The sequence below is a fragment of the Actinomadura harenae genome, assembly GCF_003696215.1.
In the GTDB taxonomy this organism is placed as follows: Bacteria; Actinomycetota; Actinomycetes; order Streptosporangiales; family Streptosporangiaceae; genus Spirillospora; species Spirillospora harenae.
The window spans coordinates 1-25,945 of record NZ_RFFG01000055.1 but is presented as its reverse complement, the minus strand read 5'-3'; the positions used below and the strand labels follow the sequence as shown (position 1 = coordinate 25,945).

25 protein-coding genes and 2 tRNA genes are annotated in these 25,945 nt (G+C 72.9%); 12 read left to right on the top strand and 15 right to left on the bottom strand.

Annotated features, from left to right (window positions below):
* Positions 1 to 163: 163 nt before the first annotated feature.
* Together EBO15_RS26825 and EBO15_RS26820 are read right to left on the bottom strand one after the other, a co-directional pair.
* The gene (locus tag EBO15_RS26825) at positions 164 to 529 is read right to left on the bottom strand and encodes a DUF3054 domain-containing protein (protein ID WP_122197223.1); all 366 of its coding nucleotides are present in this window, start codon (positions 527 to 529) and stop codon (positions 164 to 166) included.
* Positions 530 to 690: 161 nt separating this feature from the next.
* Positions 691 to 767, bottom strand: a tRNA-Met gene (locus EBO15_RS26820).
* Between the two features lie 94 nt (positions 768 to 861).
* Here EBO15_RS26820 and EBO15_RS26815 point away from each other — a divergent pair.
* Positions 862 to 2,091 (top strand): cytochrome P450, encoded by a 1,230-nt coding sequence (locus tag EBO15_RS26815; RefSeq protein WP_122197222.1) that lies wholly within the window; start codon positions 862 to 864, stop codon positions 2,089 to 2,091.
* Here the strand turns inward: EBO15_RS26815 and pruA are convergent.
* Entirely contained in the window at positions 2,073 to 3,704 is a 1,632-nt protein-coding gene (gene pruA, locus EBO15_RS26810; RefSeq protein WP_122197221.1) for an L-glutamate gamma-semialdehyde dehydrogenase, read from the bottom strand. The two genes, EBO15_RS26815 and pruA, sit on opposite strands and share 19 nt — an antisense overlap.
* A gap of 61 nt (positions 3,705 to 3,765) precedes the next feature.
* Complete coding sequence (locus EBO15_RS26805; protein ID WP_122197220.1) at positions 3,766 to 4,692, bottom strand: proline dehydrogenase family protein; 927 nt, start codon at positions 4,690 to 4,692, stop codon at positions 3,766 to 3,768.
* Between the two features lie 194 nt (positions 4,693 to 4,886).
* On the opposite strand from EBO15_RS26805, the gene EBO15_RS26800 reads away from it, so the two are divergent.
* Positions 4,887 to 6,008 (top strand): PucR family transcriptional regulator, encoded by a 1,122-nt coding sequence (locus EBO15_RS26800; protein ID WP_122197219.1) that lies wholly within the window; start codon positions 4,887 to 4,889, stop codon positions 6,006 to 6,008.
* Positions 6,009 to 6,253: 245 nt separating this feature from the next.
* The gene (locus tag EBO15_RS26795; RefSeq protein WP_122197218.1) at positions 6,254 to 6,700 is read left to right on the top strand and encodes a peptidoglycan-binding domain-containing protein; all 447 of its coding nucleotides are present in this window, start codon (positions 6,254 to 6,256) and stop codon (positions 6,698 to 6,700) included.
* 88 nt (positions 6,701 to 6,788) lie between these two features.
* On the opposite strand, the gene EBO15_RS26790 is transcribed toward EBO15_RS26795, so the two are convergent.
* From EBO15_RS26790 to EBO15_RS26775, 4 genes are all read right to left on the bottom strand, one after another.
* A tRNA-Met gene (locus tag EBO15_RS26790) sits at positions 6,789 to 6,865 on the bottom strand.
* A gap of 123 nt (positions 6,866 to 6,988) precedes the next feature.
* Complete coding sequence (locus tag EBO15_RS26785; protein ID WP_122197217.1) at positions 6,989 to 8,035, bottom strand: YlbL family protein; 1,047 nt, start codon at positions 8,033 to 8,035, stop codon at positions 6,989 to 6,991.
* 28 nt (positions 8,036 to 8,063) lie between these two features.
* Positions 8,064 to 8,471: a molybdenum cofactor biosynthesis protein MoaE gene (locus EBO15_RS26780; protein ID WP_122197248.1), complete on the bottom strand. Its 408-nt coding sequence runs from the start codon at positions 8,469 to 8,471 to the stop codon at positions 8,064 to 8,066.
* Between the two features lie 213 nt (positions 8,472 to 8,684).
* Positions 8,685 to 9,224 carry a PPA1309 family protein gene (locus EBO15_RS26775; RefSeq protein WP_122197216.1) on the bottom strand — a complete coding sequence of 180 codons (540 nt, stop codon included), beginning with the start codon at positions 9,222 to 9,224 and terminating at the stop codon, positions 8,685 to 8,687.
* 240 nt (positions 9,225 to 9,464) lie between these two features.
* Between EBO15_RS26775 and EBO15_RS26770 the strand changes: the two genes are divergently transcribed.
* Positions 9,465 to 12,635, top strand: coding sequence for a UPF0182 family membrane protein (locus EBO15_RS26770; RefSeq protein WP_122197215.1), 3,171 nt, complete (start codon positions 9,465 to 9,467; stop codon positions 12,633 to 12,635).
* 170 nt (positions 12,636 to 12,805) lie between these two features.
* Here the strand turns inward: EBO15_RS26770 and EBO15_RS26765 are convergent, their stop codons facing one another.
* The gene (locus tag EBO15_RS26765; RefSeq protein WP_122197247.1) at positions 12,806 to 13,201 is read right to left on the bottom strand and encodes a DUF6069 family protein; all 396 of its coding nucleotides are present in this window, start codon (positions 13,199 to 13,201) and stop codon (positions 12,806 to 12,808) included.
* Positions 13,202 to 13,332: 131 nt separating this feature from the next.
* Between EBO15_RS26765 and EBO15_RS26760 the strand changes: the two genes are divergently transcribed.
* Both EBO15_RS26760 and EBO15_RS26755 read left to right on the top strand, forming a co-directional pair.
* Positions 13,333 to 14,613 (top strand): sensor histidine kinase, encoded by a 1,281-nt coding sequence (locus EBO15_RS26760; RefSeq protein WP_122197214.1) that lies wholly within the window; start codon positions 13,333 to 13,335, stop codon positions 14,611 to 14,613.
* Entirely contained in the window at positions 14,601 to 15,254 is a 654-nt protein-coding gene (locus EBO15_RS26755; protein ID WP_199744826.1) for a response regulator, read from the top strand. Before EBO15_RS26760 ends, EBO15_RS26755 begins: the two co-directional genes overlap by 13 nt.
* Before the next feature lie 83 nt (positions 15,255 to 15,337).
* Here EBO15_RS26755 and EBO15_RS26750 read toward each other — a convergent pair whose 3' ends face one another.
* A complete protein-coding gene (locus EBO15_RS26750) occupies positions 15,338 to 15,730 on the bottom strand; it encodes a nuclear transport factor 2 family protein (protein WP_122197213.1) in 393 nt (130 codons plus the stop codon).
* 239 nt (positions 15,731 to 15,969) lie between these two features.
* Here EBO15_RS26750 and EBO15_RS26745 point away from each other — a divergent pair, with 239 nt between their 5' ends.
* The gene (locus EBO15_RS26745) at positions 15,970 to 16,530 is read left to right on the top strand and encodes a hypothetical protein (RefSeq protein ID WP_122197212.1); all 561 of its coding nucleotides are present in this window, start codon (positions 15,970 to 15,972) and stop codon (positions 16,528 to 16,530) included.
* A gap of 56 nt (positions 16,531 to 16,586) precedes the next feature.
* Here the strand turns inward: EBO15_RS26745 and EBO15_RS26740 are convergent, their stop codons facing one another.
* Together EBO15_RS26740 and EBO15_RS26735 are read right to left on the bottom strand one after the other, a co-directional pair.
* On the bottom strand, positions 16,587 to 17,384 hold the full coding sequence (locus EBO15_RS26740) for an ArsR/SmtB family transcription factor (RefSeq protein ID WP_233616456.1): 798 nt from the start codon (positions 17,382 to 17,384) through the stop codon (positions 16,587 to 16,589).
* A 123-nt stretch (positions 17,385 to 17,507) separates the two neighbouring features.
* Positions 17,508 to 18,593: an NAD-dependent epimerase/dehydratase family protein gene (locus tag EBO15_RS26735; RefSeq protein ID WP_122197211.1), complete on the bottom strand. Its 1,086-nt coding sequence runs from the start codon at positions 18,591 to 18,593 to the stop codon at positions 17,508 to 17,510.
* A gap of 89 nt (positions 18,594 to 18,682) precedes the next feature.
* Between EBO15_RS26735 and EBO15_RS26730 the strand changes: the two genes are divergently transcribed.
* The 3 genes from EBO15_RS26730 to EBO15_RS26725 are packed head-to-tail and all read left to right on the top strand — an operon-like array spanning position 18,683 to position 20,840.
* Positions 18,683 to 20,101 (top strand): zinc-dependent metalloprotease, encoded by a 1,419-nt coding sequence (locus EBO15_RS26730; RefSeq protein ID WP_122197210.1) that lies wholly within the window; start codon positions 18,683 to 18,685, stop codon positions 20,099 to 20,101.
* Positions 20,098 to 20,274, top strand: coding sequence for a hypothetical protein (locus tag EBO15_RS44455; RefSeq protein WP_158628360.1), 177 nt, complete (start codon positions 20,098 to 20,100; stop codon positions 20,272 to 20,274). Before EBO15_RS26730 ends, EBO15_RS44455 begins: the two co-directional genes overlap by 4 nt.
* Positions 20,271 to 20,840 carry an NUDIX hydrolase gene (locus EBO15_RS26725; RefSeq protein WP_233616455.1) on the top strand — a complete coding sequence of 190 codons (570 nt, stop codon included), beginning with the start codon at positions 20,271 to 20,273 and terminating at the stop codon, positions 20,838 to 20,840. The genes EBO15_RS44455 and EBO15_RS26725 overlap by 4 nt, the downstream gene beginning before the upstream one ends.
* 18 nt (positions 20,841 to 20,858) lie before the next feature.
* Here the strand turns inward: EBO15_RS26725 and EBO15_RS26720 are convergent, their stop codons facing one another.
* Positions 20,859 to 21,614 (bottom strand): hypothetical protein, encoded by a 756-nt coding sequence (locus EBO15_RS26720; protein WP_233616454.1) that lies wholly within the window; start codon positions 21,612 to 21,614, stop codon positions 20,859 to 20,861.
* The gene (locus EBO15_RS26715; protein WP_122197209.1) at positions 21,611 to 22,114 is read right to left on the bottom strand and encodes a M48 metallopeptidase family protein; all 504 of its coding nucleotides are present in this window, start codon (positions 22,112 to 22,114) and stop codon (positions 21,611 to 21,613) included. Before EBO15_RS26715 ends, EBO15_RS26720 begins: the two co-directional genes overlap by 4 nt.
* 414 nt (positions 22,115 to 22,528) lie before the next feature.
* Here EBO15_RS26715 and EBO15_RS26710 point away from each other — a divergent pair, with 414 nt between their 5' ends.
* The gene (locus EBO15_RS26710) at positions 22,529 to 23,329 is read left to right on the top strand and encodes an SDR family oxidoreductase (protein ID WP_122197208.1); all 801 of its coding nucleotides are present in this window, start codon (positions 22,529 to 22,531) and stop codon (positions 23,327 to 23,329) included.
* Between the two features lie 4 nt (positions 23,330 to 23,333).
* Here EBO15_RS26710 and EBO15_RS26705 read toward each other — a convergent pair whose 3' ends face one another.
* Entirely contained in the window at positions 23,334 to 24,128 is a 795-nt protein-coding gene (locus tag EBO15_RS26705; protein ID WP_122197207.1) for an enoyl-CoA hydratase/isomerase family protein, read from the bottom strand.
* A 164-nt stretch (positions 24,129 to 24,292) separates the two neighbouring features.
* Between EBO15_RS26705 and EBO15_RS26700 the strand changes: the two genes are divergently transcribed.
* Positions 24,293 to 25,699, top strand: a complete 1,407-nt coding sequence (locus tag EBO15_RS26700; RefSeq protein ID WP_122197242.1) for an ABC1 kinase family protein — start codon at positions 24,293 to 24,295, stop codon at positions 25,697 to 25,699.
* The last annotated feature ends 246 nt before the right edge of the window (positions 25,700 to 25,945 follow it).

Below are 25,945 nucleotides of genomic sequence, written 5' to 3'. Positions count from 1 at the left end.
AACTTCACCAGCGTCCGGCCGTCCGCGTCAACAGGCGCCGGACGGCCGCGCGACCCGCGCACGGGGCCCGCAAGCCCGGCCCGTTCCGCGCCTCTTCAGCGCCCTTCCAGGCGGCGTGCCCGGGCCGCGTCCGGGCCGGGCTCGGGCCGGGTCACGGCCGGGCTCAGGCCGTCCGGGCGCGGCGGCGGACGAGCGCGGCGACGGCGCGCCAGCCGAGCAGCACCAGCCCGAGGAAGAGCGTCGCGACGATCACGAACGCGACGGCGATCCCCTGCCCGGACACCACCCGCAGCAGCATGCCGATCGCGACGGCCGCGACCCAGATCCCGACGCCGGACGGCACCAGCCGCGCCGGGTCACGCCAGGCGCGCGTGGCGAGCCAGCCGAGGAGCGCGCCGGTCAGGAACGGCCACGCCGTGTTCAGGAACCCGGTGACGCTGCCCGCCTCGTCGTGCGACGCGCGCCCGATCGCCACGAAGACCAGCACGCACACGGCGTCCAGAACCGCCGCTCCTGCCACATTCCGCATATCCCCAGGCTAGTGCGCCCCTCCGAAAGCCCCGAACCGGCCCCGGACGGGCTTCGGACGGGCTTCGGACGGGCTTCGGACGCGAAAACGCGCCGCGATATCGAAGGAACGCGGAAACGCCGAAGGGCCCGATCCTGATTCGGATCGGGCCCTTCGGCTCTTGGTAGCGGGGGCAGGATTTGAACCTGCGACCTCTGGGTTATGAGCCCAGCGAGCTACCGAACTGCTCCACCCCGCGGCGATGTCTTAACTCTATGGGGTCCCGGATCCTTAGGCAAACTGGCGGCGCGGGCGTTGAATGGCGGGGGCCGATACTTCCCGGGAGGCCCGGCATGACCGAAGCGACCGACGTGTACTCCCCGTTCGATCCCGCATTCCAAGCCGACCCCTATCCCGCCTACCGGCGGCTGCGCGACGAGGACCCCGTCCACCGGCACACCGACCCGCCGTTCTGGGCGCTGTCCCGCTTCGAGGACGTGTGGGACGCCGTCCGCGACCACGGCACGTTCTCGTCCGCGAGCGGCCTCACGTTCTACGAGGACGAGATCGGAAAGCTCGGGCTGGCCCCGACGATGGTGATGCTCGACCCGCCGCGGCACACCGTCCTGAGGCGGCTGATCAGCCACGGGTTCACGCCGCGCCGCACCGCCGCCATGGAGGACCGGCTGCGCGCCTTCGTGCGCGCGCGCCTGGCCGTGATGCGGGAACGGGAGGCCGGCGGCGAGACCGTCGACCTCCACCGCGACCTCTCGTCGCCCCTGCCGACGTTCGCCCTGGCCGAGCTGCTGGACGTCCCGGAGGCCGACCGGGCCCGGTTCGGCCCGTGGGTGTCGGCGCTCACGACGTTCCAGGACCAGGGCTTCGACACGGGCGCCATGCTCGAGGGGTCCGGCGCGCGCGCCGTGGCGGAGATGTTCGCGTACTTCGGCGGCGTCATCGCCGAGCGGCGCGCCAGGCCGGGCGACGACCTGATCAGCGTCCTGACGACCGCGGAGGCGGACGGCGAGAGGCTGACCGACTGGGACGTCCTCGGGTTCTGCTTCGTGATCGTCGCGGGCGGCAACGACACGACCGGGAACCTGGTCTCGCATGCCGTCGCGCTGCTGTCCGGGCGTCCCGACCAGCGCGGACTGGTCGCCCGGGACCCGTCGCTGATCCCGAACGCGCTGCTGGAGTCGCTGCGGCTGGAGGGCTCGGTGCAGGCGCTCGGGCGGACGACGACGCGTCCGGTCGCGATCCGCGGCGTCGAGATCCCCGCCGGGGAGAAGGTGATGCTGCTCTACGGCGCCGCGAACCGGGACGAGCGCGAGTTCGGGCCGTCCGCGGGCGAGCTGGACGTGACGCGGGCGATCCCGCGGCACCTCGGGTTCGCGAGCGGCGTCCACTTCTGCATCGGGTCGCACCTGGCCCGGCTCCAGGCGCGGGTGGCGCTGGAGGAGCTGCTCGCCGCGCATCCGCGCGTGGACGTGGACCAGCCCCGGGCGAAGAGGCTCATGTCTCCCTTCACCCGGGGCTGGGTGTCATTGCCCGCCTACCTGGGCGGTCAGCCCATGTGCGGGTAGCGGTAGTCCGTCGGCGGGACGAACGTCTCCTTGATGGAGCGCGGGGACGTCCAGCGCAGCAGGTTCAGGATCGAACCGGCCTTGTCGTTCGTCCCGGACGCGCGCCCGCCGCCGAACGGCTGCTGCCCGACGACCGCGCCGGTCGGCTTGTCGTTGATGTAGAAGTTGCCGGCGGCGAAGCGCAGCACCTCAGCGGTGTGCGCGGCGGCCGCGCGGTCCTGCGCGATGACAGCGCCGGTCAGCGCGTACGCCGACACCGACTCCATCTGCGCGAGCATCTCGTCGTACTTCTCGTCGTCGTAGACGTGGACGCCGAGGATCGGGCCGAAGTACTCGGTCCGGAAGATGTCGTTCTCCGGGTCCTCCGACACCAGGACGGTCGGGCGGACGAAGAAGCCCTCCGTGTCGTCGTAGGTGCCGCCCGCGACGACGTCGACCTTCGGGTCGGCCTGCGCGCGGTCGATCGCGGCCTTGTTCTTGGCGAACGAGCGCTCGTCGATGACCGCGCCCATGAAGTTCGCCAGGTCCGTGACGTCGCCCATGGTCAGCGACTCGACCTCGGCGGCCAGCTCCTCGCGGAGGCCGTTCTCCCAGATCGACCGCGGCACGTAGGCGCGGGACGCGGCGGAGCACTTCTGCCCCTGGTACTCGAACGCGCCGCGGACGAGCGCGGTCTTCAGGACGCCCGGGTCCGCGGACGGGTGCGCGACCACGAAGTCCTTGCCGCCGGTCTCGCCGACGAGGCGCGGGTAGGCGCGGTACTTGTCGATGTTGCCGCCGACGGTCTTCCACAGGTGCTGGAAGGTGGCGGTCGAGCCGGTGAAGTGGATGCCGGCGAGCTCGGGGTGCGCGAGCGCGACCTCCGAGACCGCGATGCCGTCGCCGGTGACCAGGTTGATCACGCCCTTGGGCAGCCCGGCCTCCTCCAGCAGCTCCATGGTCTTCACGGCCGCGTAGGTCTGCGTCGGGGACGGCTTCCAGACCACGACGTTGCCCATGAGCGCGGCGGCCGTCGGCAGGTTCGCGGCGATCGCGGTGAAGTTGAACGGGGTGATCGCGTAGACGAACCCCTCCAGCGGCCGGTGGTCCGACCGGTTCCACACGCCGGGCGAGGAGACCGGCTGCTCGGCGAGGACCTGCCGGGCGAAGTGCACGTTGAAGCGCCAGAAGTCGACCAGCTCGCACGGGCTGTCGATCTCGGCCTGCTGGGCCGTCTTGGACTGGCCGAGCATGGTCGCGGCGGCGATCGTCTCGCGCCACGGCCCGGACATCAGGTCGGCGGCCTTCAGGAAGATCGCGGCGCGGTCGTCGAACGACAGCGCGCGCCAGGCCGGGGCGGCCTTCAGCGCGGCCTGGATCGCGTCGCGGGCGTCGTCCTGCGTGGCGGTGCCGAACGTGCCGAGCACGGCGGACTTCTTGTGCGGCTGGACGACCTGCACCTTCTCGCCCGCGCCCATGCGCCGCTCGCCGCCGATGGTCATCGGCAGGTCGATCGGGGCCTGCGCCTGAAGCTCGGCCAGCTTCGCCTCCAGGCGGGCCCGCTCGGGGCTGCCGGGCGCGTAGCCGTGGATCGGCTCGTTCACCGGTGCGGGGACGTTGGTCACGGCGTCCATGGGACCTCCTGCGAAGTGGTCGTTGTCGGCGGGCGGCTGACCGCGGTCAGCGGGAGACGGATCAGCGGGAGACGAAGGAGCGGAGGAAGAAGGCCAGGTTGGCCGGGCGCTCCGCCAGGCGGCGCATGAAGTACCCGTACCAGTCCGAGCCGTACGGGACGTAGACGCGCATCTCCTCGCCGGCCTCGGCCAGGCGGCGCTGCTCGCCCGCGCGGATGCCGTACAGCATCTGGAACTCGTAGCTGCCGGGCTCGCGCCCGTTGCGGTGGGCCAGGTCGAGCGCGATCTCGATGATGCGCGGGTCGTGGCTGCCCACCATCGGGTGCCCCTGCCCCTCCATCAACGTCTTCAGCGCCCGGACGTATGCCCGGTCCACGTCCTTCTTCGACTGGTGGGCGACCGACTCGGGCTCGGCGTAGGCGCCCTTGACGAGCCGGACGCGCGAGCCGGGGCCGGTCAGCTCCTCGAGGTCGCCCTCGGTGCGGTGCAGCATCGCCTGGATCGCGACGCCCGTCCCCGGGAAGTCGGCGCGCAGCTCGCGCAGGATGCCGAGGGTGGAGTCGACCGTGGTGTGGTCCTCCATGTCGAGCGTGATCGTCATGCCGAGGCCGTCCGCGGCGGCCGCGACCGTCCGGGCGTTCTCCAGCGCGATCGCCTCGCCGTCGCCGGGCAGCGCCTGGCCCAGCGCGGACAGCTTCAGCGACGCGTCCGCGTCGGCGGTCATGCCCTCGGCGGCGAGCGCCTTGAACAGCTCGAGGTAGGCGTCGCGGGTGGCGTCCGCCTGGGCCCGGTCGGTGGTGTCCTCGCCGAGGTGGTCGAGGGTGACCTTCAGGCCGTCCCCGTTGAGCTCCTGGATGGCGAGGATCGCCGCGCCGAGGTCCTCCCCGGCGACGAAGCGGTCCACGACGCCCCGGGTGAGGGGCACGGAGGTGACGAGTCCGCGCATGCGCGCGCTGCGCGCGGCCGCGAGAAGAAGTGGAGCAAGCACGCTGAACCTCCGGATTCCGCCGAGTCGGTCGGGACGAGTCGGGATGGACGGGTCGGGATGAACATGGCGGCACGGGTCGTCGGCAGGACGACACGGACCCTCACTTCGACGCTAGGCCCTCCTGACCTGCACCGATATAGTCAACTGTCACTTGATGGCGGCCGGTTGTTCAGACATGTGTATGAGGGGTGGCGGTGGCCGGAGCGGGGGACCTCCAGGAGCTGACGGAGCTGGTCGCCGACCTGCTCGGCGCGCCCGCGACGCTCGAGGACCGTGACTTCCATCTCGTCGCGTACGCCGCGCACGGCGGGGCCATCGACCCCGTCCGGATGGAGTCGATCCTCCACCGGCGCGCCACCGACGAGGTCCGCTCCCGGTTCGAGCGGTACGGGATCGCCCGCGCCACCGGCCCGGTGCGGATCCCGGCCGACCCGGACGCGGGCGTCCTCGGCCGGCTCTGCCTGCCCGTCCGGTGGCGGTCGGTGACCTACGGCTACCTGTGGCTCCTGGACGACGAGGGTCGCATCGGCGACGACCTGCTCGCCCGCGCCGCGCCGCTCGCCGAGCGCGCCGGGCTGCTGATGGCCCGGCAGTCCCGCGAGCGCGCCGACCAGGGCTGGCAGCTCGCCGACCTGCTGTCCGCGCACGCCGAGGTGCGGACGTCGGCCGCCACCGCGCTCGCCGAGGTGCTCGAACCGCCGGTCGTCGTCGCCGTCCTGCGCACCCCGGACGACGAGCCCCAGCCCCTGAACCCCTGGTTGCTCCCCAGAGCGGTTCTGACGACGACCTGGGAACGCGACCACGTCCTGGCCGTCCCGCACGACAGCTCGTCCACTGAGACGGTCGTAGCGCGTGCCAGGCGGCTGCTGGAGGAGCGCGGATCCGGGCCCGTCGCGGCCGGGCTCTCGGATCCCTGCCCCGACCTCGCGCGCGTGCGCGAGGGCTGGCTCCGCGCCCGCGTCGCCGCCCGTGTCGCCGCCCGCGCGGCCGCCGGGACGACTCGCGCCTGGCCCGAGCTGGGCGCGCTGCGGCTGCTCCGGCTCGGCGACGACGAGTCGCTGGCCCAGACCGTCCTGACGCCGGGGATCTCGCGGTTCCTGGACCCGAAGCACGCCGAGCTCGCCCGGACGGCCCTGGCCTACCTCGACCACGCGGGCAGCGTCCACGCGACGGCGGCGGAGCTGAGCGTCCACCGGCAGACGCTGTACCACCGGCTGCGGCGCATCGAGGAGATCACCGGCCTCGTCCTCTCGGACGGCCGCGACCGCCTCACCCTGCACCTCGCCCTGACGATCGCCCCGCACCTCGCACGCTGACCCACCCCGCGCGCACCGACCCGCCCCGCACACGCCGACCCGCCCCGCGCACACCGACCCGCCCCGCGTTTCCGGCTGTGACCCGTCCGGCGCGAAGGGGGGCGCGGGGCGTGGGAGCGCTGTCGGCCACACGCGACTGTCCCGCAGGTCACAGGCGGGTGCTCTCCCGGGGCGCTTGTGCGACAACCCTTGTCAGGAGTTGTCTGGCAGGACAGTCAAAACCACCACGGGGAGGTGGGATCGGCATGACGAACCCATGGCCGGTGCTGCGCAGGGGAAGCCACGGACCGGACGTCACCACACTTCAGTTCATCCTCCGGGCGGCCCGGGACGCCTGGCGGCACCTGGCGGCGGACGGTGACTACGGTCCGAAGACCGAGGAGATCGTCCGGGCCTTCCAGGGCTTCGCCGGGATCACCGTCGACGGCGTCGTCGGCCCGGTGACCTGGGACAAGCTCACCGACGGCCACACCATCGGATCGATCGTCCGGCCGGGCGAGCACGGCGACTTCGTCCGCGCCGCGCAGACCGAGCTGCACAAGCAGGGCTACCTGGCCGCGAGCGGCATCGACGGGATCTTCGGCCCGCACACCGAGGCCGCCGTCCGCCGCTTCCAGGAGGACGTGGGCCTGACCGTGGACGGCGTCGTCGGGCCGCACACCTGGCGGCAGCTGGTCACGCACAAGCGCTGACCGGACGGGCCCTCCGGCCGCCCGGCACGCGAAATTCCGGGGAAATGCCGAAGGCCCGGAGCCATTTCTGACTCCGGGCCTTCGGACCTGGTAGCGGGGGCAGGATTTGAACCTGCGACCTCTGGGTTATGAGCCCAGCGAGCTACCGAACTGCTCCACCCCGCGGCGATGTCTTAACTCTAGGGCATGAACGGGAAAGGACCAAATCGGTTTCCCGGGGCGGCGTCCCGGGAAACCTCGGGACCCTCCGGAGACGCCCCGGGAAGGCTCCCGGGGCGTCTCCGGAGGTCACTTCGCGCAGGCGGGAATGTCGCCCTTGCCGGACGTCAAAGCGTCCAGCGACTGGATCGCGCCGTGCAGCGTGTCCGCGCGGACGAGCCGGAGCCCGTCCGGGCGCGCGCCCATCGCCTCGGCGCAGTTGTCCTTCGGCGTGAGGAAGACCGTCGCCCCGGCGCGGCGCGCCGCGACCATCTTCTGCTGGATGCCGCCGATCGGGCCGACCTGCCCGTCCGGGGTGATGGTGCCGGTGCCCGCGATGAACTTGCCGCCGGTCAGCGACCCCGGGGTGAGCTTGTCCACGATGGACAGCGAGAACATCAGGCCCGCGCTCGGCCCGCCGATGTCCCCGACACTGATGTTGATCTTGAAGGGGAACTTGTAGTCCTCGGCGAGGACGACGCCGATCACCGGCTTGCCGTCCTGGCCCTTCGCCGTGGTCAGCGTCACCGTCACCGGCTTGCCGCCGCGCAGCACCTCGACGTTCGCGCTCCCGCCGACCCCGACCTTGCCCATCTGGGCCTTGACCTGGTCGACGTTCGGGGTCTTCACGCCGTTCACCGCGGTGATCTCGTCGTTCGGCTCGAGCTTCCCGGTCGCGGGCATGTTCGGCTGGACGGAGTTGACCACGACCCGCGTCGGGACGGCGATGCCCAGCTCGTGCAGCGCGGCCGCCTCGGCGTTCTCCTGCGAGTCCTGCATCTGCCGGGTGTTCTCGGCGTCCACCTGCTGCTGCGTCTCGTGCTTGGGGAAGATCGTCTCCTCGGGGACGATCGCGGTGTCCGACGACAGCCACCCGCGCAGCGCGGTGAACAGGTCGATCCGCGCGTCCGGGCCGCCCCGGTAGGTGACCGTGACGAAGTTCAGGTGGCCGGTGGCCGGGTACGTCTGACGCCCGTCGATCTGGACGAGCGGCGTGCCCTTCCCGTTGTCGCCCAGCGTGTTGGCGGTGGGGCCGGGGTACAGCGCGACGTACGGCACCGGAAGCAGGGCTCCGACGATCACCAGCGCCAGCAGAAGCGTGCTCGCGACGGCGAGCGTGACGGCACGACGAGACATGTCGGAAAGCCTACGGGCACGCCCGGACTCAGCAGGCCCCGACCCACTCGTCCTCGCCGTCCGCGAACGCCTGCTGCTTCCAGATCGGCACCTCGGCCTTGAGGTCGTCGATCAGCCTCCGGCAGGCCGCGAACGCCTCCGCGCGATGCGGGCAGGACGCCGCGACCACCACGGCCAGATCGCCGATCTCCAGGTCGCCGACCCGGTGCGCGGCCGCGATCGCCCGCACCGGGAAGTCGGCCGCGACCTTCTCCATCACCCGGCGCAGTTCCCGCTCCACGCTCGGGTGGGCGCTGTAGGACAGCCCGCTGACCTCGCGCGCGTGATCATGGTCGCGGACCGTCCCGACGAACACCGCCGTCCCGCCGGCCGCCCGGTCCTGGACGGCCGCGAACACCTCGTCCACCGACAGCGGTGTCCCGCGCACCTCGCACATCCGGACGACGTCGACGGCGTCCGGTTCGGGGGCGTTCGTGCTGGATACGACTGGGGAGTGGGTGGCCTCGCTCACGCGTCGCAGCCTACTCGACCGCCTCGCCCCCGCCCTTGTCCCAGCGTGCTCACCCCGGGCCCGGCCGGCGCCGCGACGCAGGGCGGAACGCGGCGCAGGGCAGGGGCGGGGTGGGCGGCATGGGGTGGGTGGGGTGGGTCAGGCCTGCTCGGCGGGGACGTCCGGCTCGAGGGTGGCGGCGAGGGCGTCGGCGAGCGCGGGCACGAGGTCGGGGCCCACGAGGACCTCGTCCTCCAGGTCGTGGCGGCGCAGCCGGAGCGCGGAGTGGCGCTCGCCGTCGCGCAGCACGCCGACGATCATGCGGACGTCCTCGCGGGCCGGGTGGTCGGCGGCGAACGCCGCGGCCTGCTCGGGGTCGGCCGGGATCTCCTCCTCGGCCTCCGGCGGCAGGACGACCCGCTCGATGACCAGCGCGCATCCCGCGACCGCGTCCGGCCAGGCGATGGTAGCTAGCGCGTCCTCCACGGACGCCTGCGCGGGCAGCTCCGGCTGCTCCAGCGCGGCGAGCGTCTCGCCCTTGTCCGAGCCCTCGGCCAGGCCCAGCTCGGCGGCGAGCTCGGGCTCGGTGGTGCGGATCTCACTGCCGAACACCAGCGCGTACAGCTTGGGCGCCGCGTCCCACCCCTGCTGGGCAGCGTGGCGTTCCAGGTCCAGGACGACTTCTTCGAGATGGCTCACAAGGCCATCTTCCCCCGTCCGCACCCATGCGTCGGCCGCCCCCTCCCGTCCGTTCTCCCTGGGGGCGGATCCCGGTCGGGGGGTGCGTTTCGTGCGACGCGCCTTGGCCGGGAGCCGGTTGGCAGCGGGTTATCCACAATTGGACGTGAAGCTGGGGACGCCGCGGGGCCAGTCGGTAGGTTTCTAGGACAGCACCGGCGGGGGATGTCGGTGGGGGCGCGATCAGAACGGAGGGGCCCGTTGACCTTCCGGACACCCGGTATCCGGCGGCGGCTCGGCGGCGGCCGGTCCCGGCTGCTGCTTCCGACCCTGGTGACGCTGGCCGTCCTGGTGATCGCCTTCATGGTCGTCACCTCGGTCTGGACCGACCTGCTCTGGTACCGCTCGGTCGGGCTGTCGCGCGTGTACACGACCCAGCTGTGGGCACGCACGTCGCTGTTCTTCGGCGGCGGCCTGCTCATGGCGCTGCTGGTCGCGGTGAACATGGCGGTCGCGCACCGCCTGCGCCCGGCCTACCGGCCGCTGTCGGTCGAGCAGCAGGGCCTCGAGCGGTACCGGGCGATCATCGATCCGCGGCGCCGGGCGGTCACGTCCATGGCACTGCTGCTCCTCGGCGTGCTCACCGGCGCGTCCGTGGCCGGGCAGTGGCCGGTCTGGCTGGCGTTCCTGAACCGGACGAGCTTCGGCGTCCGCGATCCGCAGTTCCACAAGGACATCTCGTTCTACGTCTTCACCTATCCGTTCCTGCGGCTGGTGCTCGGCGTGGTGTTCGCGACCGTGATCCTGTCGATGCTGGCCGCCGTGATGGTGCACTACCTGTACGGCGGGCTGCGCATGCAGGGGCCCGGCGACAAGGTCAGCCCGGCGGCGCGCGCACACCTGTCGGTGCTGATCGGGCTGTTCGTGCTGCTGAAGGCGTTCGCCTACTGGTTCGACCGGTACGGCCTGGTGCACTCCGAACGGGGCGTGCGCACGGGCGCGTCCTATACCGACGTCAACGCGCTGCTACCGGCGAAGACGATCCTCGCCGTCATCGCGATCGTGTGCGCGCTGCTGTTCTTCTCCAACCTGCTGCGGCGCGGCATGGCGCTGCCCGGCGTGGGCCTGGTCCTGCTGGTGCTGTCGGCGCTGCTCATCGGCGGCCTCTACCCGCTGCTGATCCAGCGCTTCCAGGTGAAGCCGGACGAGCAGAACAAGGAGCGCCGCTTCATCCAGCGCAACATCGACGCCACCCGCGCCGCGTACGGCGTCGACGGCATCACGCTCGAACCGTACGGCGGCCGCCCGGAGACCGACCAGGGCAGGCTCGCCGCCGCCGCTCGCGACCTGTCCGGCGTCCGGCTGCTCGACCCGGTCGTGGTCAGCCCGACCTACCAGCAGCTCCAGCAGATCCGCGAGTTCTACCGCTTCCCCGACACCCTCGACGTCGACCGGTACCAGGTGAACGGCCGCCCGGAGGACTCGGTCGTCGCCGTCCGGGAGCTGTCCGGCCCGCCGAAGGGCCAGAACAGCTGGGTGAAGGACCGGCTGATCTACACCCACGGGTACGGCTTCGTCCGGGCGCCCGGCGAGCGCCTCACCGCCGACGGCACCCCCGACTTCCAGCAGAAGGACATCCCCCAGAAGGACGTCACCGGCCCGCCCGTCGGCACACCGCAGATCTACTTCGGCGAGCGGACGACCGACTACTCGGTCGTCGGCGGCCAGGGGCAGAAGGAGTTCGACCACCCCGACCCGTCCGACAGCTCGCAGCAGGTCAACACCACCTACCAGGGCCGGGGCGGCGTTCCGGTCGACTCCGCGCTGAACCGGACGCTGTTCGCCGCCGAGTTCCAGGACTGGAACCTTCTGCTGTCCGGCGCGATCAAGAAGGACGCCCGGATCCTCTACCACCGCACCCCGCGCGAGATCGTGCACCGCGCCGCGCCCTGGCTCACCCTCGACGGCAACCCGTACCCGGTCGCGGTCGGCGGCCGCATCCAGTGGGTCCTCGACGGCTACACCACGTCCAACGGCTACCCGTACGCCCAGACCCTCGGCCTCCAGGACGCCACCCGCGACACCATCACCGACACCCGTTCCGCCGTCGCCAAGCAGGCCGACCACCAGGTCAACTACCTGCGGAACTCGGTCAAGGCGACCGTCGACGCCTACGACGGCACCGTCCACCTCTACCTCTGGGACGCCCAGGACCCCATCGCCAGGACGTGGACGAAGGTCTTCCCCGGCACCGTCGAGCCCAAGTCCAAGATCCCTCCCGAACTGCTGGACCACCTGCGCTACCCGGAGGACCTGTTCAAGGTCCAGCGCCGCATCCTGGCCCAGTACCACGTCACCCAGGCCGACGCCTTCTACGGCGGCCAGGGCTTCTGGGACGTCCCGGAGGATCCGTCGCCCGCGAACAAGGGCAAGACGCAACCGCCGTACTACCTGAGCCTGCGCATGCCGCAGCAGCCGGGCGTCCAGCCCCGGACCTCCCAGCCGACCGCCCCCGAGGCGGGGCCGCAACGTCCCGGCGGGCGCCCGGGCACGACGACCGCCATGACCCCGCTCCCGCCGAGTCCCACCCCGTCCCCCACCCAGCCGAACCCCCCGACCGGAACCCCAGGCCCCGGCCAACCGCCCCAAGGCGCCGGGCAGCCCGTCCAGGGCGGCGGCCAGGCGAACCCGCCGGGCGGGCAGCAGAACATGCGGGGCGGGAAGCAGCCGGACGGCGCGGGGACCCAGTTCGGGGCGCCCCGGTTCTCCCTGACCTCGGTGTACACGCCACGAGGCCAGCGCAACCTGTCGGCGTTCCTCACCGCGGACTCGACTCCCGGCGACCCCGGCTACGGAAGGCTGCGCCTGCTGGAGATGCCGACCGCCGACCAGCCGGGCCAGCCGCGCCCCCAGGGTCCGGGCCAGGTGCAGCAGGCGTTCGAGAACGACCATGGCATCCGCAACCTGCTGTTCCCGACCCGAGGCAGCGGCACCGAGACCAAGCTCGGCAACCTGCTGTCCCTGCCGTTCGCGGGTGGGCTGCTCTACGTCGAGCCGCTGTACTCGCAGACGACCCAGAGCAACCAGGCCCCGTACCCGACGCTCCTGGCCGTCCTGGTCAAGTACGGCGACCGGGTCGCCTTCGCGAGCCGCTCCGACACGCCCCAGCCCACCACGGACCTCTTCCAGTCCGCGATGAGCAGCCTGTTCGCCTCCGGAACCGGCCAGTCCCCCGGCGTCCAGCCGGGCCTGCCCGGCAACGCCAGGCTCTCCCCCGAGGCCCAGAAGGCCATCAGCGACCTGTCCAAGGCCATCGACGACTACAAGACCGCCATGTCCAAGAACGACTACGCCGCCCTGGGCGACGCCTGGAACCGCATCCTCCAGGCCCGCAGCGCCCTCACCGCCGCCACCCGGAAACCCGCCACGTAGGAGCGTCCGGCGACCGTTCCAGTTCGGAGCGACCGGCGGCCGTTCCAGCTCGGAGCAGCCGCGGACGGCGCGCGGAGTCAGCGGCGACCAAGCCTCGGCCAGGACAGGCATGGCCGAGAGGCGGTCGGGGGCGAGGGGCGGTCGGGGGCGGGGGCGGCGGAGGGGCGGGGTCAGGGGATGGCCGGGCGGCGTCGAGGCATGAGGCCGAGGGTCAGGATGATGCCGACCACCACGTGCAGGAGGATCAGCACGACGGTCGAGCTCGCGCCGACGGCGTTGCTGGACGGGCCGGTGAAGGACGCGATGAGCACTCCCGGGGCGACGAACGGCCAGGCGCGCTCGGCGCGGGGGGTGCGCCGACGCAGGATGGCCAGGAGGATCCAGCCCGAGAGACCGGCCAGGACGCTCGTCAGAACGATCATCAGCGGGCCGACGGTGCCGGTGCCGTCGCCCATGCGGACGGTCAGGTCGACGCCCGCCACGGGAACGGCCACCGTCCACACGGCGAGGGCGGCCGCCGTCGCTCCGGCGATGGTGAGGAGAGGCTGCTTCAGTGAGGTGTTCACGAGGATCAGCCTGGCCCCCGGGGCCACACGCGCACATCGAGCGGACGGTCGCGGAAGGTCCGACTCCGGTGCGCCCCGGCTCCGACTTTGGTAGGTGTCGCCCGTTCCGGCCCCGCCGTTAGCTTGACCCGATGAACAAGCCCCCAGGCCCACCCACGCCCCCGAACCCACGCCCGAACCCGACCCCGAACCCGAGTCCGGGAGCGGGCACGGGCTCGCCTGCGGGGCCCCGGCTGCGGGCGGGGGCGTGGGCGCGCGGGGTCGGGGTGGTGGGGGTGGTCGTGCTGGTCGGGGGGTTGACCGGGGCGTCCGTGGTGTGGCGGCCGGGTGGGGCTCCGCTGTGGTTGGACGGCGGGGTCGCGGTGTTGAGCGTGGTCGCGGCGGTGGCGCAGGTGTGGTGGCCGCTTGCCGGAGCGGGCGCCGCCACCGTCCTCGCGGCGTTGTCCCCGGCGGCCACCCCGGCGGCGACGACGGGCGCGATGCAGGTGGCCCAGCGGAGGCGGCCGGCCGTCGCGGCGGGCGTGGCGGCGGCGGGGTTCGGCGCGCATCTGGTCCGGGGGTTGTGGCGTCCCAGCGCGGGGATCTCCCTCGGCTGGTGGCTGGTGCTGATCTTCGCGACGTACGGGGCGCTGCTCGGCTGGGGGGCGCTGGCCCGCTCGCGCCGCGCCCTGCTCCTCTCGCTGCACGAGCGGGCCGTCCGGGCGGAGGCCGAGCAGGGACGGCGGGTCGCCGAGGCGCGCATGGCCGAGCGGCGCACGCTCGCGCGGGAGATGCACGACGTCCTCGCCCACCGGCTCACGCTGGTCGCGACGCACGCGGGAGCGCTGGAGTACCGTCCGGACGCCTCTCCGGAGCGGGTCGCGAAGGCCGCGGGCGTCGTGCGCGCGGGGGTGCACCAGGCGCTGGAGGAGCTGCGGGAGGTGATCGGCCTCCTCCGCGAGGACGGCGCGGACGACATCTCCGCGCCCCAGACCACCCTCGCCGACGTCCCGCGCCTGATCGGCGAGGCCCGCGAGGCCGGACAGCACGTCGACCTGCGCGACGAGGTGGGCGACGCCCCCGGCCTCCCGGCCGCCGTCGGGCGGACGGCCTACCGCGTCGTCCAGGAGGGACTGACCAACGCGCGCAAGCACGCCCCCGGCCGACCCGTCGAGGTGCGTCTGCACGGCGCCCCCGGGGACCGCCTGCTCATCGACATCACCAACCCCCTGCCCTCCGACACCGGAAGTGTCGGCGACGCGCAGGTCACAGGCGTGGTGAGCGCACGCTCCACGACCGTGGCGGCCATGCCCGGGAGCGGGGTGGGGCTGGTCGGGCTCACGGAGCGGGTGCGGCTGGGCGGCGGACAATTGGATCATCAGGGCGTCGGCGGGCGGTTCGCGCTGCGCGCCTGGCTACCATGGCCCGCGTGATCCGGGTGCTGCTGGTCGACGACGATCCTCTGGTCCGTGCCGGGTTGTCCATGATGCTGGACGGCGCGTCCGGCATCACGGTGGTCGGGGAGGCCTCGGACGGCGGGGAGGCGGTCGCCGGGACGGACGCGCACGCGCCCGACGTCGTCCTGATGGATCTGCGGATGCCCGGCGTGGACGGCATCACCGCGACGCGGCGGCTGCGCGCGCGGCCCGTCCCGCCGGAGGTGATCGTGCTGACGACCTTCGACGCGGACGAGGACATCCTGCGCGCGCTGCGGGCCGGGGCCAGCGGGTTCCTCCTCAAGGACACCCCGCCGCCGCAGCTCGTGGAGGCGGTCGCGCGCGTCGCCGCCGGAGAACCGATCCTGTCGCCCCGCGTCACGCGGCGCCTGATGGAGCGCACCGTCACGCAGACCGGCGCGTACGAGCGCGCCCGCGGGACGCTGGCGGCGCTGACCCCGCGCGAGTCCGAGGTGGCCGTGGCGATCGGACGAGGCCGGACGAACGCCGACATCGCCGCCGAACTCGCCATGAGCGTGACCACGGTCAAGGCCCACGTCTCGAGCATCCTGACGAAGCTCGACCTGGACAACCGCACCCAGATCGCTCTTCTCGCCCACGACGCGGGCCTGACCTGATCCGGATCCCCGGTCAGTCCTCATCCGGATCCCCGGTCAGTCCTCATCCGGATCCCCGGTCAGTCCTCATCCGGATCCGCGGTTCAGTCCTTCTTGGCGAGGTCCCGGGTGGTCTGGTCGACGCGGCGGATCCGGCCGTCCGCCGCGAGGTGGCCGAACATGTAGACCTCCGCGCTGAAGTCGCCGCCCTTGCCCATCGCGACGTTCAGCGTGTAGCGGACGGCGAACCGGTCGCCCGACAGCACCGCCTCGTGGACGTCGAGGGACTGCACGTCCGAGGGTGAGACGCGCTTCCGCAGGCCGCGGGTGTGCGCCAGCATGCGCTCCCGGTTGATGACGAGCCCGTCGTTGCAGTACTCGAAGTCGGGGACGAAGTAGCGGGCGAGGATCTCGGCGGGGTCCTGGTCCGGCTCGACCATGTCCCGCGTGTAGGCCGCGAGGAACTCGGACAGGTCCTGCTCCGAACGAATGGCCATGGCTCCACCTTCGTAGGTGTACGACATACGCTTACGTCCGTTCCAACGTACCCCGCCCCCGCACGGTTCCCTGAGATCTCCGTGCGGCCTCCAGGAGCGGAGGGCGGTCTCGACGGCCGTCCGCAGGGGAATCCGGCGGCGGAGTTCGGGGTGAGATCTCCGCAAGAGTCCGTCACTTTCGGCGACGATCCTGAAGCTCTAAGTTGACACCCGAGCAATCCAACGACCGAAGGGGCGAGATGAAGCGGATCACCCAGCTGGCCACGGCGGCGTTCGCGGGGGCGGCCGTCGTGCTGGCATCGACGGGCACGGCGAACGCGGACACGGGGACGACGGTCATCACCTTCGAACCGGCCTCCGCCGCGCACCCCGCCGCCGGACACGCCGCCAAGCACCCCGCCGCGAAGCACTCCACCGGCAAGGGTTCCGCCGTCAAGCCCGGGACCATCCGCTGCGTGCTCGCGGCCCGCGACCCGCACTCCCCCCGCCGCCCGGACGCCGAGGCCCGCGACGTCATCGACGTCGCGGGCTCGGTGAAGTGCGATCATCCGGTGGCCCGGATCAGCATCCGGGTCGGGCTGTACAAGAAGGGCCGGCTGTCCAGGCAGAGCGCGGTGAAGACCAACGCGGGCAAGACGTCCATCGCCCAGAACGCGTCCCACCGGTGCGTCGCGCCGCAGGACTACACCGGCGTGGCCATCGCGAACATCGTCGCCCCTCCCGGCTTCCGTCCGGAGCACGCCAAGGGCAGGGCCATCGGCAGGACCGTCCGCATCGCCGCCTGCAGGCCCGGCGGCTGACACCCGGCGTGGCCCGGCCCCTCACCCGGCCGGGCCACCCCCGCCGAGAGTCGGGCTCAGGCGAGATCGCCGGTCTCGAGGAGGGTCTTCAGGTCGGCGACGATGGCGGGCCAGCCTTCGCTGATCATGGGCCGGAGGGTGCTGTCCGGGGCGAAGGCGGTGTGGGTGACGGTGAGTTTGACCCTGCCGTCGTGGGGTTCGAGGTCGAAGGCGACCCGGGAGCGGGGCTCGGCGGCGAGGGCGGCCCGGGTCGGCTCGTCCACGCCGACGGCCTCGGCCCACCCGGGCGTGAAGGTGTGCCAGGTGTAGGCGAGGCGGCGGCCGGGCTCCGACTCGAGGACGACCTGGTCGGGATGGGCGTTGGCGGGCCCCTCGCCGTTCCAGGTCATGGGCGAGCCGGGCTTCCAGTCGGTGTCGAACCCGACGCCCCAGTAGCGGCGGGTGAAGACGGGGTCGGTGAGGGCCTCCCAGAGCCGCTCGGGCGTGGTGCGGATGTAGGTGGTGTAGACGAAGTCCGGGCTGTCCTGCGTGGTCATCGGCGTGTCCTCCAGTGCGCTCTTGAGGTCGGCCAGGGCGCGGGCGCGGTCACGGTCGTAGCGGCTCATCCACCGGTCGGCGATCGCGTTGACGGGCTCGGCGTTGAGGTAGTGCAGCTTCTCCCTGCCGCGCCGGACGGCGGTGACCAGGCGGGCCGCCTCCAGGACGGCCAGGTGCTTGCTCACCGACTGGCGGGCCATGTCGAGGCCGTCGCACAGTTCGGTCAGGCGCTGGCCGTTGTGGTCGTTGAGCCGGTCGAGCAGCCTCCGGCGGACGGGGTCCGCCAGTGCCTTGAACACCTCGTCGTCCATGTCCATGGGAACCGTCCTCGAAAATGCAGCCGCTCGGCTGCCTATGGGTCCATAATAGGCAGCCGAACGGCTGCATTTCAAGCGACCGGACTCGCCGGCGATCACACGTCGGCGGTCAGACGTCGGCGGTCACACGCGTCGGCGGCGGCGGGCCCGGCGGATCGCCGCGGCCGCGCCGATGGCGGCGACGGTGGCTCCGGCGGCGGTCGCCATCGTGGCCTCCTTGCCCCCCACGCGGCGTCCGACGACCGCGTGCCGCCCGGAGCCCTCCTCCATCAGGACGAGCAGGGCGGTCGCGTTGTCGTAGGCGGGCTTCCAGCCGGCGGCCCGCAGGCGCGCCGCGTCCACGACCCAGGGGTAGGCGACGTAGTGCAGGTCGGTCGCGGGGGCCGGGGTCATGCCGAGGCGGTGCAGGCGCTGCGCCATGCCGAAGGTCACGGCGGCGGGCAGCTCGAACCCGCGCTTGCCGGTGATCTCGGCCACCTCGTCCATGCCGAGCCAGCCGTCGCAGCCGACCGCGACCGGGCCGGGCAGGTCCTCGATCACGACCGTCTCCAGCGCGGACGCTAGGTCCTCGATGTGACAGAACTGCCAGGCGGGCTCGCTGCCCTTGACGGTCAGCAGCCGCGGAGCCTCGAAATGCCTGGTCACGACCGTGTCCACGCCGGGCCCGACGAGGGCGGCCGGGCGGACGAGCGTGACCGAGAGCCCCGGGTGGGTCGCGGCGGACGACGCGGCGAGCTCCTCGATCTCCAGGTAGTCGCCCGCGATCGAGGTGCTGGCCTCGGCGAGCAGCGGCGCGTCCTCGCGCAGCGGGACCTCGTTGCCCGCGGTCGCGCCGTACACCATCGCGCTCGTGACCAATACGACCCGCCGGACCCGGGCGGCCGCGGCGGCCGTCACCACGGTCTGGGCGCCGCGGACGTTGTGCGTGCGGCGGTCCTTGGCGTCCACGTCGGGTGAGCGCTCGATGTCGAGGTTGACGATCACGTCGACGTCCGAGAGCCGGTTGGACAGCAGCGGGTCACGGATGTCCACGACCCGCCAGGTCACCCCCGGCACGTCGCCGCGGTGGCCGTCCACGGCCACGACCTTGCGGATCTCCTCGCGCTCGGCGAGCCGGGCGGCCAGCAGCCGCCCCGCGCCGGACGCCGCGCCGGTGACGGCGACGACCGGGCCCTTGCTACGCCGAGGGCGAACCTTGCCCGTTGCCACGGGAGCGCCCCCTTCTCTGTGTACGCGACCTCGCCGGGACCGGCTAACGTTGCGGATATGAGCCCATCATGCATGCCGGGGGCAAACCGATGAATGACACTCCGTTCGGCTTCAACCGTCCTGGCGACGGTGACGACGACAAGCCCCGGGACCCGTTCGGCGGTATGGGCGGCGGCATGGGCGACATGAGGCAGTTCGCCGACATGCTGCACCGCTTCGCCGACATGATCGGCACCCAGGGCGCCCCTGGGGGCGGCTCCGCCGGCCCCCTGAACTGGGATCTCGCCAAGAACATCGCCCGGCACACCGTAGTGGAGGACGGCGGCGACCCGTCCGTCCTGGACGCCGAGCGCACCAAGGTCGTGGAGGCGCTCCGCCTGGCCGACCTCTGGCTGGACGAGGGCACCACGCTGCCCGCGGGGATCCGCACCCCCCAGGCGTGGAGCCGGTCCGAGTGGATCGAGAACACCCTCCCCGTCTGGGAGAAGGTCTGCGACCCCATCGCGTCCCGGATGGTCGAGTCGATGGGCGGCGCCCTCGGCGGCGGCCTCGGCGAGGACGTCCCGGCCGAGATGCAGGCGATGGCCGGCCCGCTGATCGGGATGGTCCGGCAGATGGCCGGGGCCATGGTCGGCGGCCAGACCGGGCAGGCGCTCGGCGCGCTCGCCAAGGAGGTCACCTCGTCCAGCGACGTGGGCCTGCCGCTCGCCCCCGCCGGGGTCGGCGCGCTGCTGCCCGCCGCCGTCACCGCGTTCGGCGACGGCCTCGAGGTCTCCGAGGACGAGGTCCGCCTGTACCTGGCGCTGCGCGAGGCCGCCCACCAGCGGCTGTTCGCGCACGTCCCGTGGCTGCGGGCGCACCTGCTCGGCGCCGTCGAGGACTACGCGCGCGGCATCACCGTCGACCTGTCCGGGATCGAGCAGGCCGTCTCCGGGCTGGACCTGTCCAACCCCGAGGCCCTCCAGGAGGCGCTCGGCGACGGGATCTCCCTGACGCCCGCCGAGACCCCGCAGCAGAAGGCCGCGCTCGCCCGCCTCGAGACCACGCTCGCGCTGGTCGAGGGCTGGGTCGACACGGTCGTCAACCGGGTCGCGGACGGCCGGCTGCCCGAGGCGGTCAAGCTCGCCGAGGCCGTCCGGCGGCGGCGCGCGACCGGCGGTCCCGCCGAGCGCACCTTCGCCACGCTCGTCGGCCTGGAGCTGCGGCCCCGCCGGCTGCGCGAGGCCGGGGCGCTGTGGCGGACGCTCACCGAGGTCCGCGGCACCGACGGCCGGGACGCGATCTGGGAGCACCCCGACCTGCTGCCCACCGCCGACGATCTCACCGATCCGGATTCCTACGTCCACGGCGACCCCGATTCGCCGGGCCTGTCGGACGCCGACCTGACCGCCCTCACCGAGCAGCGCCCCGACGAGGACGCCGCCAAGGACGAGGGCAAGGACGAGAGCAGGGACGAGAACAAGGGCGAGGACGGCGAGGGCAAGGGCGACGCGGAGCCGGGCGCATGAGCGCGGCCCGTCCCGCCTCCCACGTCAACGGCTGCTCGCTGACGCCGTCCCGCGCGGCGATCATCCGCCGCCGGACGGCCCGCACCGCCCTGTGCTGGCAGCGTCCCAGCGACCAGGAGCGCCGACGCCACCAGCGCACCGACTCCCGCTACCCGCGGGTGGGGCGCGTGTGACGTCCCTCCCCCCGGTGCACGCCGGCCTCCCCCCGGTGCACGCCGACGCCGTCCGCGTCCTCTCGGCGTGGACGGCGCCCGACGCCGGCCAGAAGGCCGTCCGCGACGGGTTCCTCGAGCACCTGGCGGCGCATCCGGACGGCACCTGGCGTGAATGTGTTCCCGGTCACATCACGGCGAGCACGCTCGTCCTGGACGCCTCGCGGTCGCGCGTGCTGCTGACCCTGCACGCGAAGGTCAAGCGCTGGCTCCAGCTCGGCGGGCACTGCGAGCCGGGCGACGCCACCCTCGCGGACGCGGCGCTGCGCGAGGCCACGGAGGAGTCCGGAATCTCCGGGCTCGTCCTGCTGCCGGGTCCGCTGCGGCTCGACCGGCACCTCGTGCCCTGCCATCCCGGGGGCTCCTGGCACCTGGACGTCCAGTACGCGGCGGTCGCGCCGCCCGGCGCGCGGGCCGAGCGCAGCGACGAGTCGGACGATCTCCGCTGGTTCCCCCTGGACGACCTTCCCGAGCCGACCGACGACGTCGTCCGCGCCCTGGTCGCCGCCGCCCGCACCGCCCCTTAGCCGAAACGGGACGAGGCGTCAGAAGACGGGGCGGCCTTCGAGGAGGGCGCGGGTCGACTCCCAGCCCTCCAGGCGGGGGTCGAGGAGTCCGACGTCGGCAGGAACGCGGAGCCGGTGCCAGCTCGGGCCCTGCGGGATCTGCCCAGGACGGGGGGCCGCGGCGCGCAGCCGGGTCAGGGCGTCCGGGTCGTCCAGGTCCGTGCCGGTCAGGGCGTCCGCGAGCCAGGACGCCAGGGGCAGCCGGGCCGCCAGCGCGACCAGCCCTCCCCCGGCGGACTGGCAGGCCGCGGCCGGGGCGTGCCCGAGCGCGCGGAACAGCTTGCCGAGCAGCAGCGGCGGAAGATCGGGGGCGTCCGGGGCGATCAGCGCGGCCTCGGTCGCGCCGAGCGCGTGCAGCGCGGCGAACGCGCCGGGCAGGGCCGGCTCCCGGACGATCGGGGTCCCGGGCCAGGTCAGCGCCTCGGCGTCGGGCTGGTCGGGCGGGTCGAGGACGAGCGCCGCGGTCACCAGTTCCAGGCCCGCGACGACCTCGTAGGTGTCCTCGAGCAGCGCCAGGCGGTACTCGTCGGCGTCCACGCCGGGCGGCGCCTGCGCGTGCCCGCCGGACGACCGTACCGACAGGACCCCCGCGTACCGGACGGCCCGCTCCGGCGAGTACTCCTCGCCCTCCGTCCCGTCCTGCGCGAATGCGTCGTCCACCTGCGGAAAGACCTCGTTCTGCGGAAGAGTGCCGTCGTGTGCGGCGGCCGTGGCGGGCCGCGGGCGGGTGGTCAACCGGCCACTCCGTGACGGAGATCGTCCTCGTCGGAGGCGCCGGACTCCATGGGGAGGTGGGCCGCGGCGGCGACGCCCTCCAGGTAGCCGCGGGCGCGCTCGGTCTTCGGGTAGTGGGCGACGAGTTCCCAGAAGTCGGCGCCGTGCCCCGGGACGAGAAGGTGTGCCAGTTCGTGGACCAGGACGTAGTCGACGACCCAGGCCGGCATCCCGCGGAGCCGGGTGGAGAGCCGGATGGTCCCGTCCTCCGGGGTGCACGATCCCCAGCGGGTGCGCTGGTTCTCGACCCAGCGGACGCTCACCGGGACGGCGCGGCCGTCCAGATAGCGGCGGGACAGCTCGTGGGCGCGCGTCTCCAGGTCGGCGTCACTGGGACGGCGGCGGCGCTCACGGTCGGCGAGCCGTTGGAGGATGGTCGCGATCCACTGTTCCTCCTCGGCCTTGCTGAGCCGGGACGGCAGCATCACCACGACCTTGTCCCCGTCCCGATATGCGGACACCGTCCGCCGACGTCTGCTGCTCCGGCGGACCTCAACGTTTGGGGGCACGCAAGAACCGTACCCAAAACTTTGCGCCCGCCACAGGGGGGGTTGGCCGTTTTCCCAGGTCAGGACCGATGTTTTCCCCACCTGGGGGCCGCTTGACGGTCCCTTCTCGGCACCCCGGACGACACGCCGGAAGACTCCCGGGCGAATTCGGTCCGACCGAAATGGGTACGCAGCGTGACGGGAGATCGCACCCGCCGAGCCCCGCGCCGAGCCGTGTGCCGGGCCACGTGCCGAGCCCGAGCCGGACGGCTCACAGGAGCTCCCCGGGAGCGGCAGAGGAGATCATCTGTCACATTCCCGAAGTTCCTTCCGTCTACCCAGGAGACGGGGCGAAACAGTCACCGTCCCCTCGGAACGGAGTAAGTCATGACGGCACCGATTCTGGTCACCGGCGGCACCGGGACGCTCGGCTCCCTGCTCGTCCCCCGGCTGCTGGACGCGGGGCGCCCGGTCCGGGTGCTCACCCGGCACACCCGCCCGGCCGCGGACGGCGTCGAGTACGTCGCCCGCGACCTGCTCCAGGGCGACGGGATCGACGAGGCCGTCGCCGGGGCGGAGACGATCGTCCACCTGGCGGGCGGTCCCAAGGGCGACGACGTCGCGACCCGCAACCTCGCCGCCGCCGCGAAGCGGTCGGGCGCCCGGCACCTGGTCTACGTCTCGGTGACCGGGGTGGACGACGTCCCGGTGGCGTGGATGCGCACGAAACTCGCGTCCGAGCGGGCCGTCGCCGACTCGGGCGTGCCGTGGACGACGCTCCGGCCCGCCCAGTTCCACAGCCTGGTCCTCGGCATCGCGGAGAAGATGGCGAAGATGCCGGTGATCCCGGCCCCGGGCGCGCTGCGCTTCCAGCCCGTGGACGAGCGGGACGTCGCGGCCCACCTGGCCGGGCTCGTTCTCGGGGAGCCGTCCGGGCTCGTCCCCGACCTGGCCGGACCGGCCGACCTCACCTTGCCCGAGCTGCTGGCCGGGTACCTCGCGGCGGCGGGCAGGCGCCGTCCGATGCTTCCGGTCCCGCTGCCGGGCAAGATCGGCCGTGCCTACCGTGGCGGGCTCAACCTGGCGCGCGAGGGCGCGGTCCGCGGTACCCGCACCTGGGAGGACTACCTCGCCGAGCACGTCGCCGACGCCCGCGCGGCCCGCGCCGCCCGGCCCGCCGCGCGGTGATCGATCAGCGGCCGGTGAACCTCGGGGAGCGCTTCTCGCGCTGGGCGGTGAGGCCCTCGATCATGTCGTCGGTCGTCATCGTGAGCGGCTGCGCGAGGGCCTCCCAGCGGAGCGCGGTCGCCATGTCGGGGTGGCCGCCGTTCGCGAGGGCGGCCTTGGTGAGACGGGTCGCGATCGGGGCCTGCGCGGCGACGCGGCCGGCGGCGGCGAGGGCCTCGGCCAGCACCTCCTCGCGCGGGACGGCCCGGTTGACCAGGCCGTTCTCCGCGGCCTCGGCCCCCGTGAGGACGCGTCCGGTGAGCAGCATCTCGCGGGCGAGCGGCAGTCCCGCGACCTCGGGGAGGAGCCAGGTCGCGGCCATGCCGGGGTGCAGGCCGAGGGCGGTGAAGGGCGCGAGGAGCTTGGCGTCGTCGGCGGCGTAGCGCAGGTCGCAGGCGAGCGCGAGGCAGAGCCCGGCGCCGACCGCGTGGCCGTTCACGGCCGCGATCGTCGGGACCTCCAGGTCCCGGATCATCAGCCAGGTCCGGTAGTACCCGGCCATCCGGGTGCGCAGCTCGGGCAGCGCGGCCGCGTTGGTGTCGGCGAGCCAGGACAGCACGCCGCCCGAGGTGAACGCGCTGCCCGCGCCGGTCACGACGACGCAGCGCAGGCCAGTGTCGGCGCGCAGGTCGGTGAGCGCGTCCCGCCAGGCGTCGGTCATCTCGTCCGACATGGCGTTGCGCCGGGACGGGTCGTTCAGCGTGAGGACGGCGACGCCGTCCGGACGGCGGTCCACCAGCAGGACGTGATCTTCAGCCATGGCCGAACCGTACCGCGGGGGCCGCGCAGGGTACCCCCCGCCCGCGTGAGAAAGCGCACACTTACCACGTTGTCGCAGGTAGTCAAGGTGCGGCAGGATCCGGCCGTCGGTTTTGTCCGGGATCGTTGTGGCGCGAACGACAGCCGTCCCCGACAATGGTCGCCGTGAGCGATCTTCCCCGCCGCGCGGTGACGCGGTCCGCAAAGCTGGCGTCCCTCCCGCTCGGTTTCGCCGGGCGCACCGCTCTGGGCGTCGGGAAACGCACCTTCGGCAAGTCCGCCGAGGCGGTCGCCATGGAGATCCAGCAGCGCACCGCCGAGCAGCTGTTCAAGGTGCTCGGGGAGCTCAAGGGCGGCGCGATGAAGCTGGGGCAGATGCTCTCGATCTTCGAGGCCGCGCTGCCTCCGGAGATCGCCGGCCCGTACCGCGCCACGCTCACCCGGCTCCAGGAGGCCGCGCCACCGCTGCCCGCCTCGACCGTCCACCAGGTCCTGGCGGAGGCACTCGGCGAGGACTGGCGGGACCGGTTCCAGGAGTTCGACGACAGGCCCGCCGCCGCGGCGTCCATCGGCCAGGTGCACCGCGCCGTCTGGGCCGACGGCCGGGACGTCGCCGTCAAGGTCCAGTACCCGGGCGCGGGCAAGGCGCTGATCAGCGACTTCAACCAGCTGGCCCGGCTCGGCCGGCTGTTCGGCGTGCTCATGCCCGGCCTGGACGTCAAGTCGATGCTCACCGAGCTCAAGGAGCGGGTGATCGAGGAGCTCGACTACACCGTCGAGGCCGAGTCCCAGACGATCACGCGCGAGGGCTTCCCCGCGGACGACCCCGACTTCTACATCCCCGAGGTCGTCGCGCAGGCGGGGAACGTCCTGGTCTCCGAGTGGATCGACGGGACCCCGCTCTCGAAGATCATCAGCGACGGCGACCAGGAGACCCGGGACCACGCGGCGCTGCTGTACTGCCGGTTCCTGCTGTCCGGGCCGAGCCGCTGCGGGCTGCTGCACGGCGACCCGCACCCGGGCAACTTCCGGCTGCTCCCGGACGGGCGGCTCGGCGTCCTCGACTTCGGCGCGGTGGACCGCATCCCCGAGGAATTCCAGTACCGGATGGGCCGCCTGCTGCGCATCGGCACGCTGGACGACATTGACGAGATCGAGGCCGCGCTCCGCGACGAGGACTTCATCCGCGAGGGCGTCGAGGTCGACATCGAGGGCCTGGAGGCGTTCCTCGCCCCGATCACCGAGCCGTTCGTCACCGAGACCTTCAAGTTCAACCGCGAGTGGCTGCGCGACATGGCCGCCCGCGTCACGGACCTGCGTCCGACCAACGTCGTCCGGCAGCTGAACCTGCCGCCGCAGTACGTGATCGTCCACCGCGTCCTGTCCGCCGGGACGGGTGTCCTCTGCCAGCTCGAATGCGAGATCCCCGCACGCGCCGAGTCCCTCCGCTGGGTCTCCGGCTTCGCCGACGAGGCCGACGCAGCCGACGCAGCCGACGCAGCGGCCGACGCGGCGGCCGAGCTGGACGAGGCGGTCGGATCGGGCGAAGGCGAGCCCGAACCGGTCGCCTGACAAGCCTCCGAAAGCAGAACGGGGCCGCGCACTGATGGAGTGCGCGGCCCCGCCTTTTCGCGTCCGGCCAACGAGAGGGAGAGCCGGACGCGCGGCGGCCGCGTCGGGAGGCGCGCGGACCCGTCAAACCATCCAAGAAAGAACGGGTCGGGCCTGCCACCGAGACGGCCTGGTTCAGGGGGCCGCCGCGCCGGGCGGACGCGGCGGCCGGTTCCGGTCAGTCGAGCGGACGGCGCGGGGCCGGGG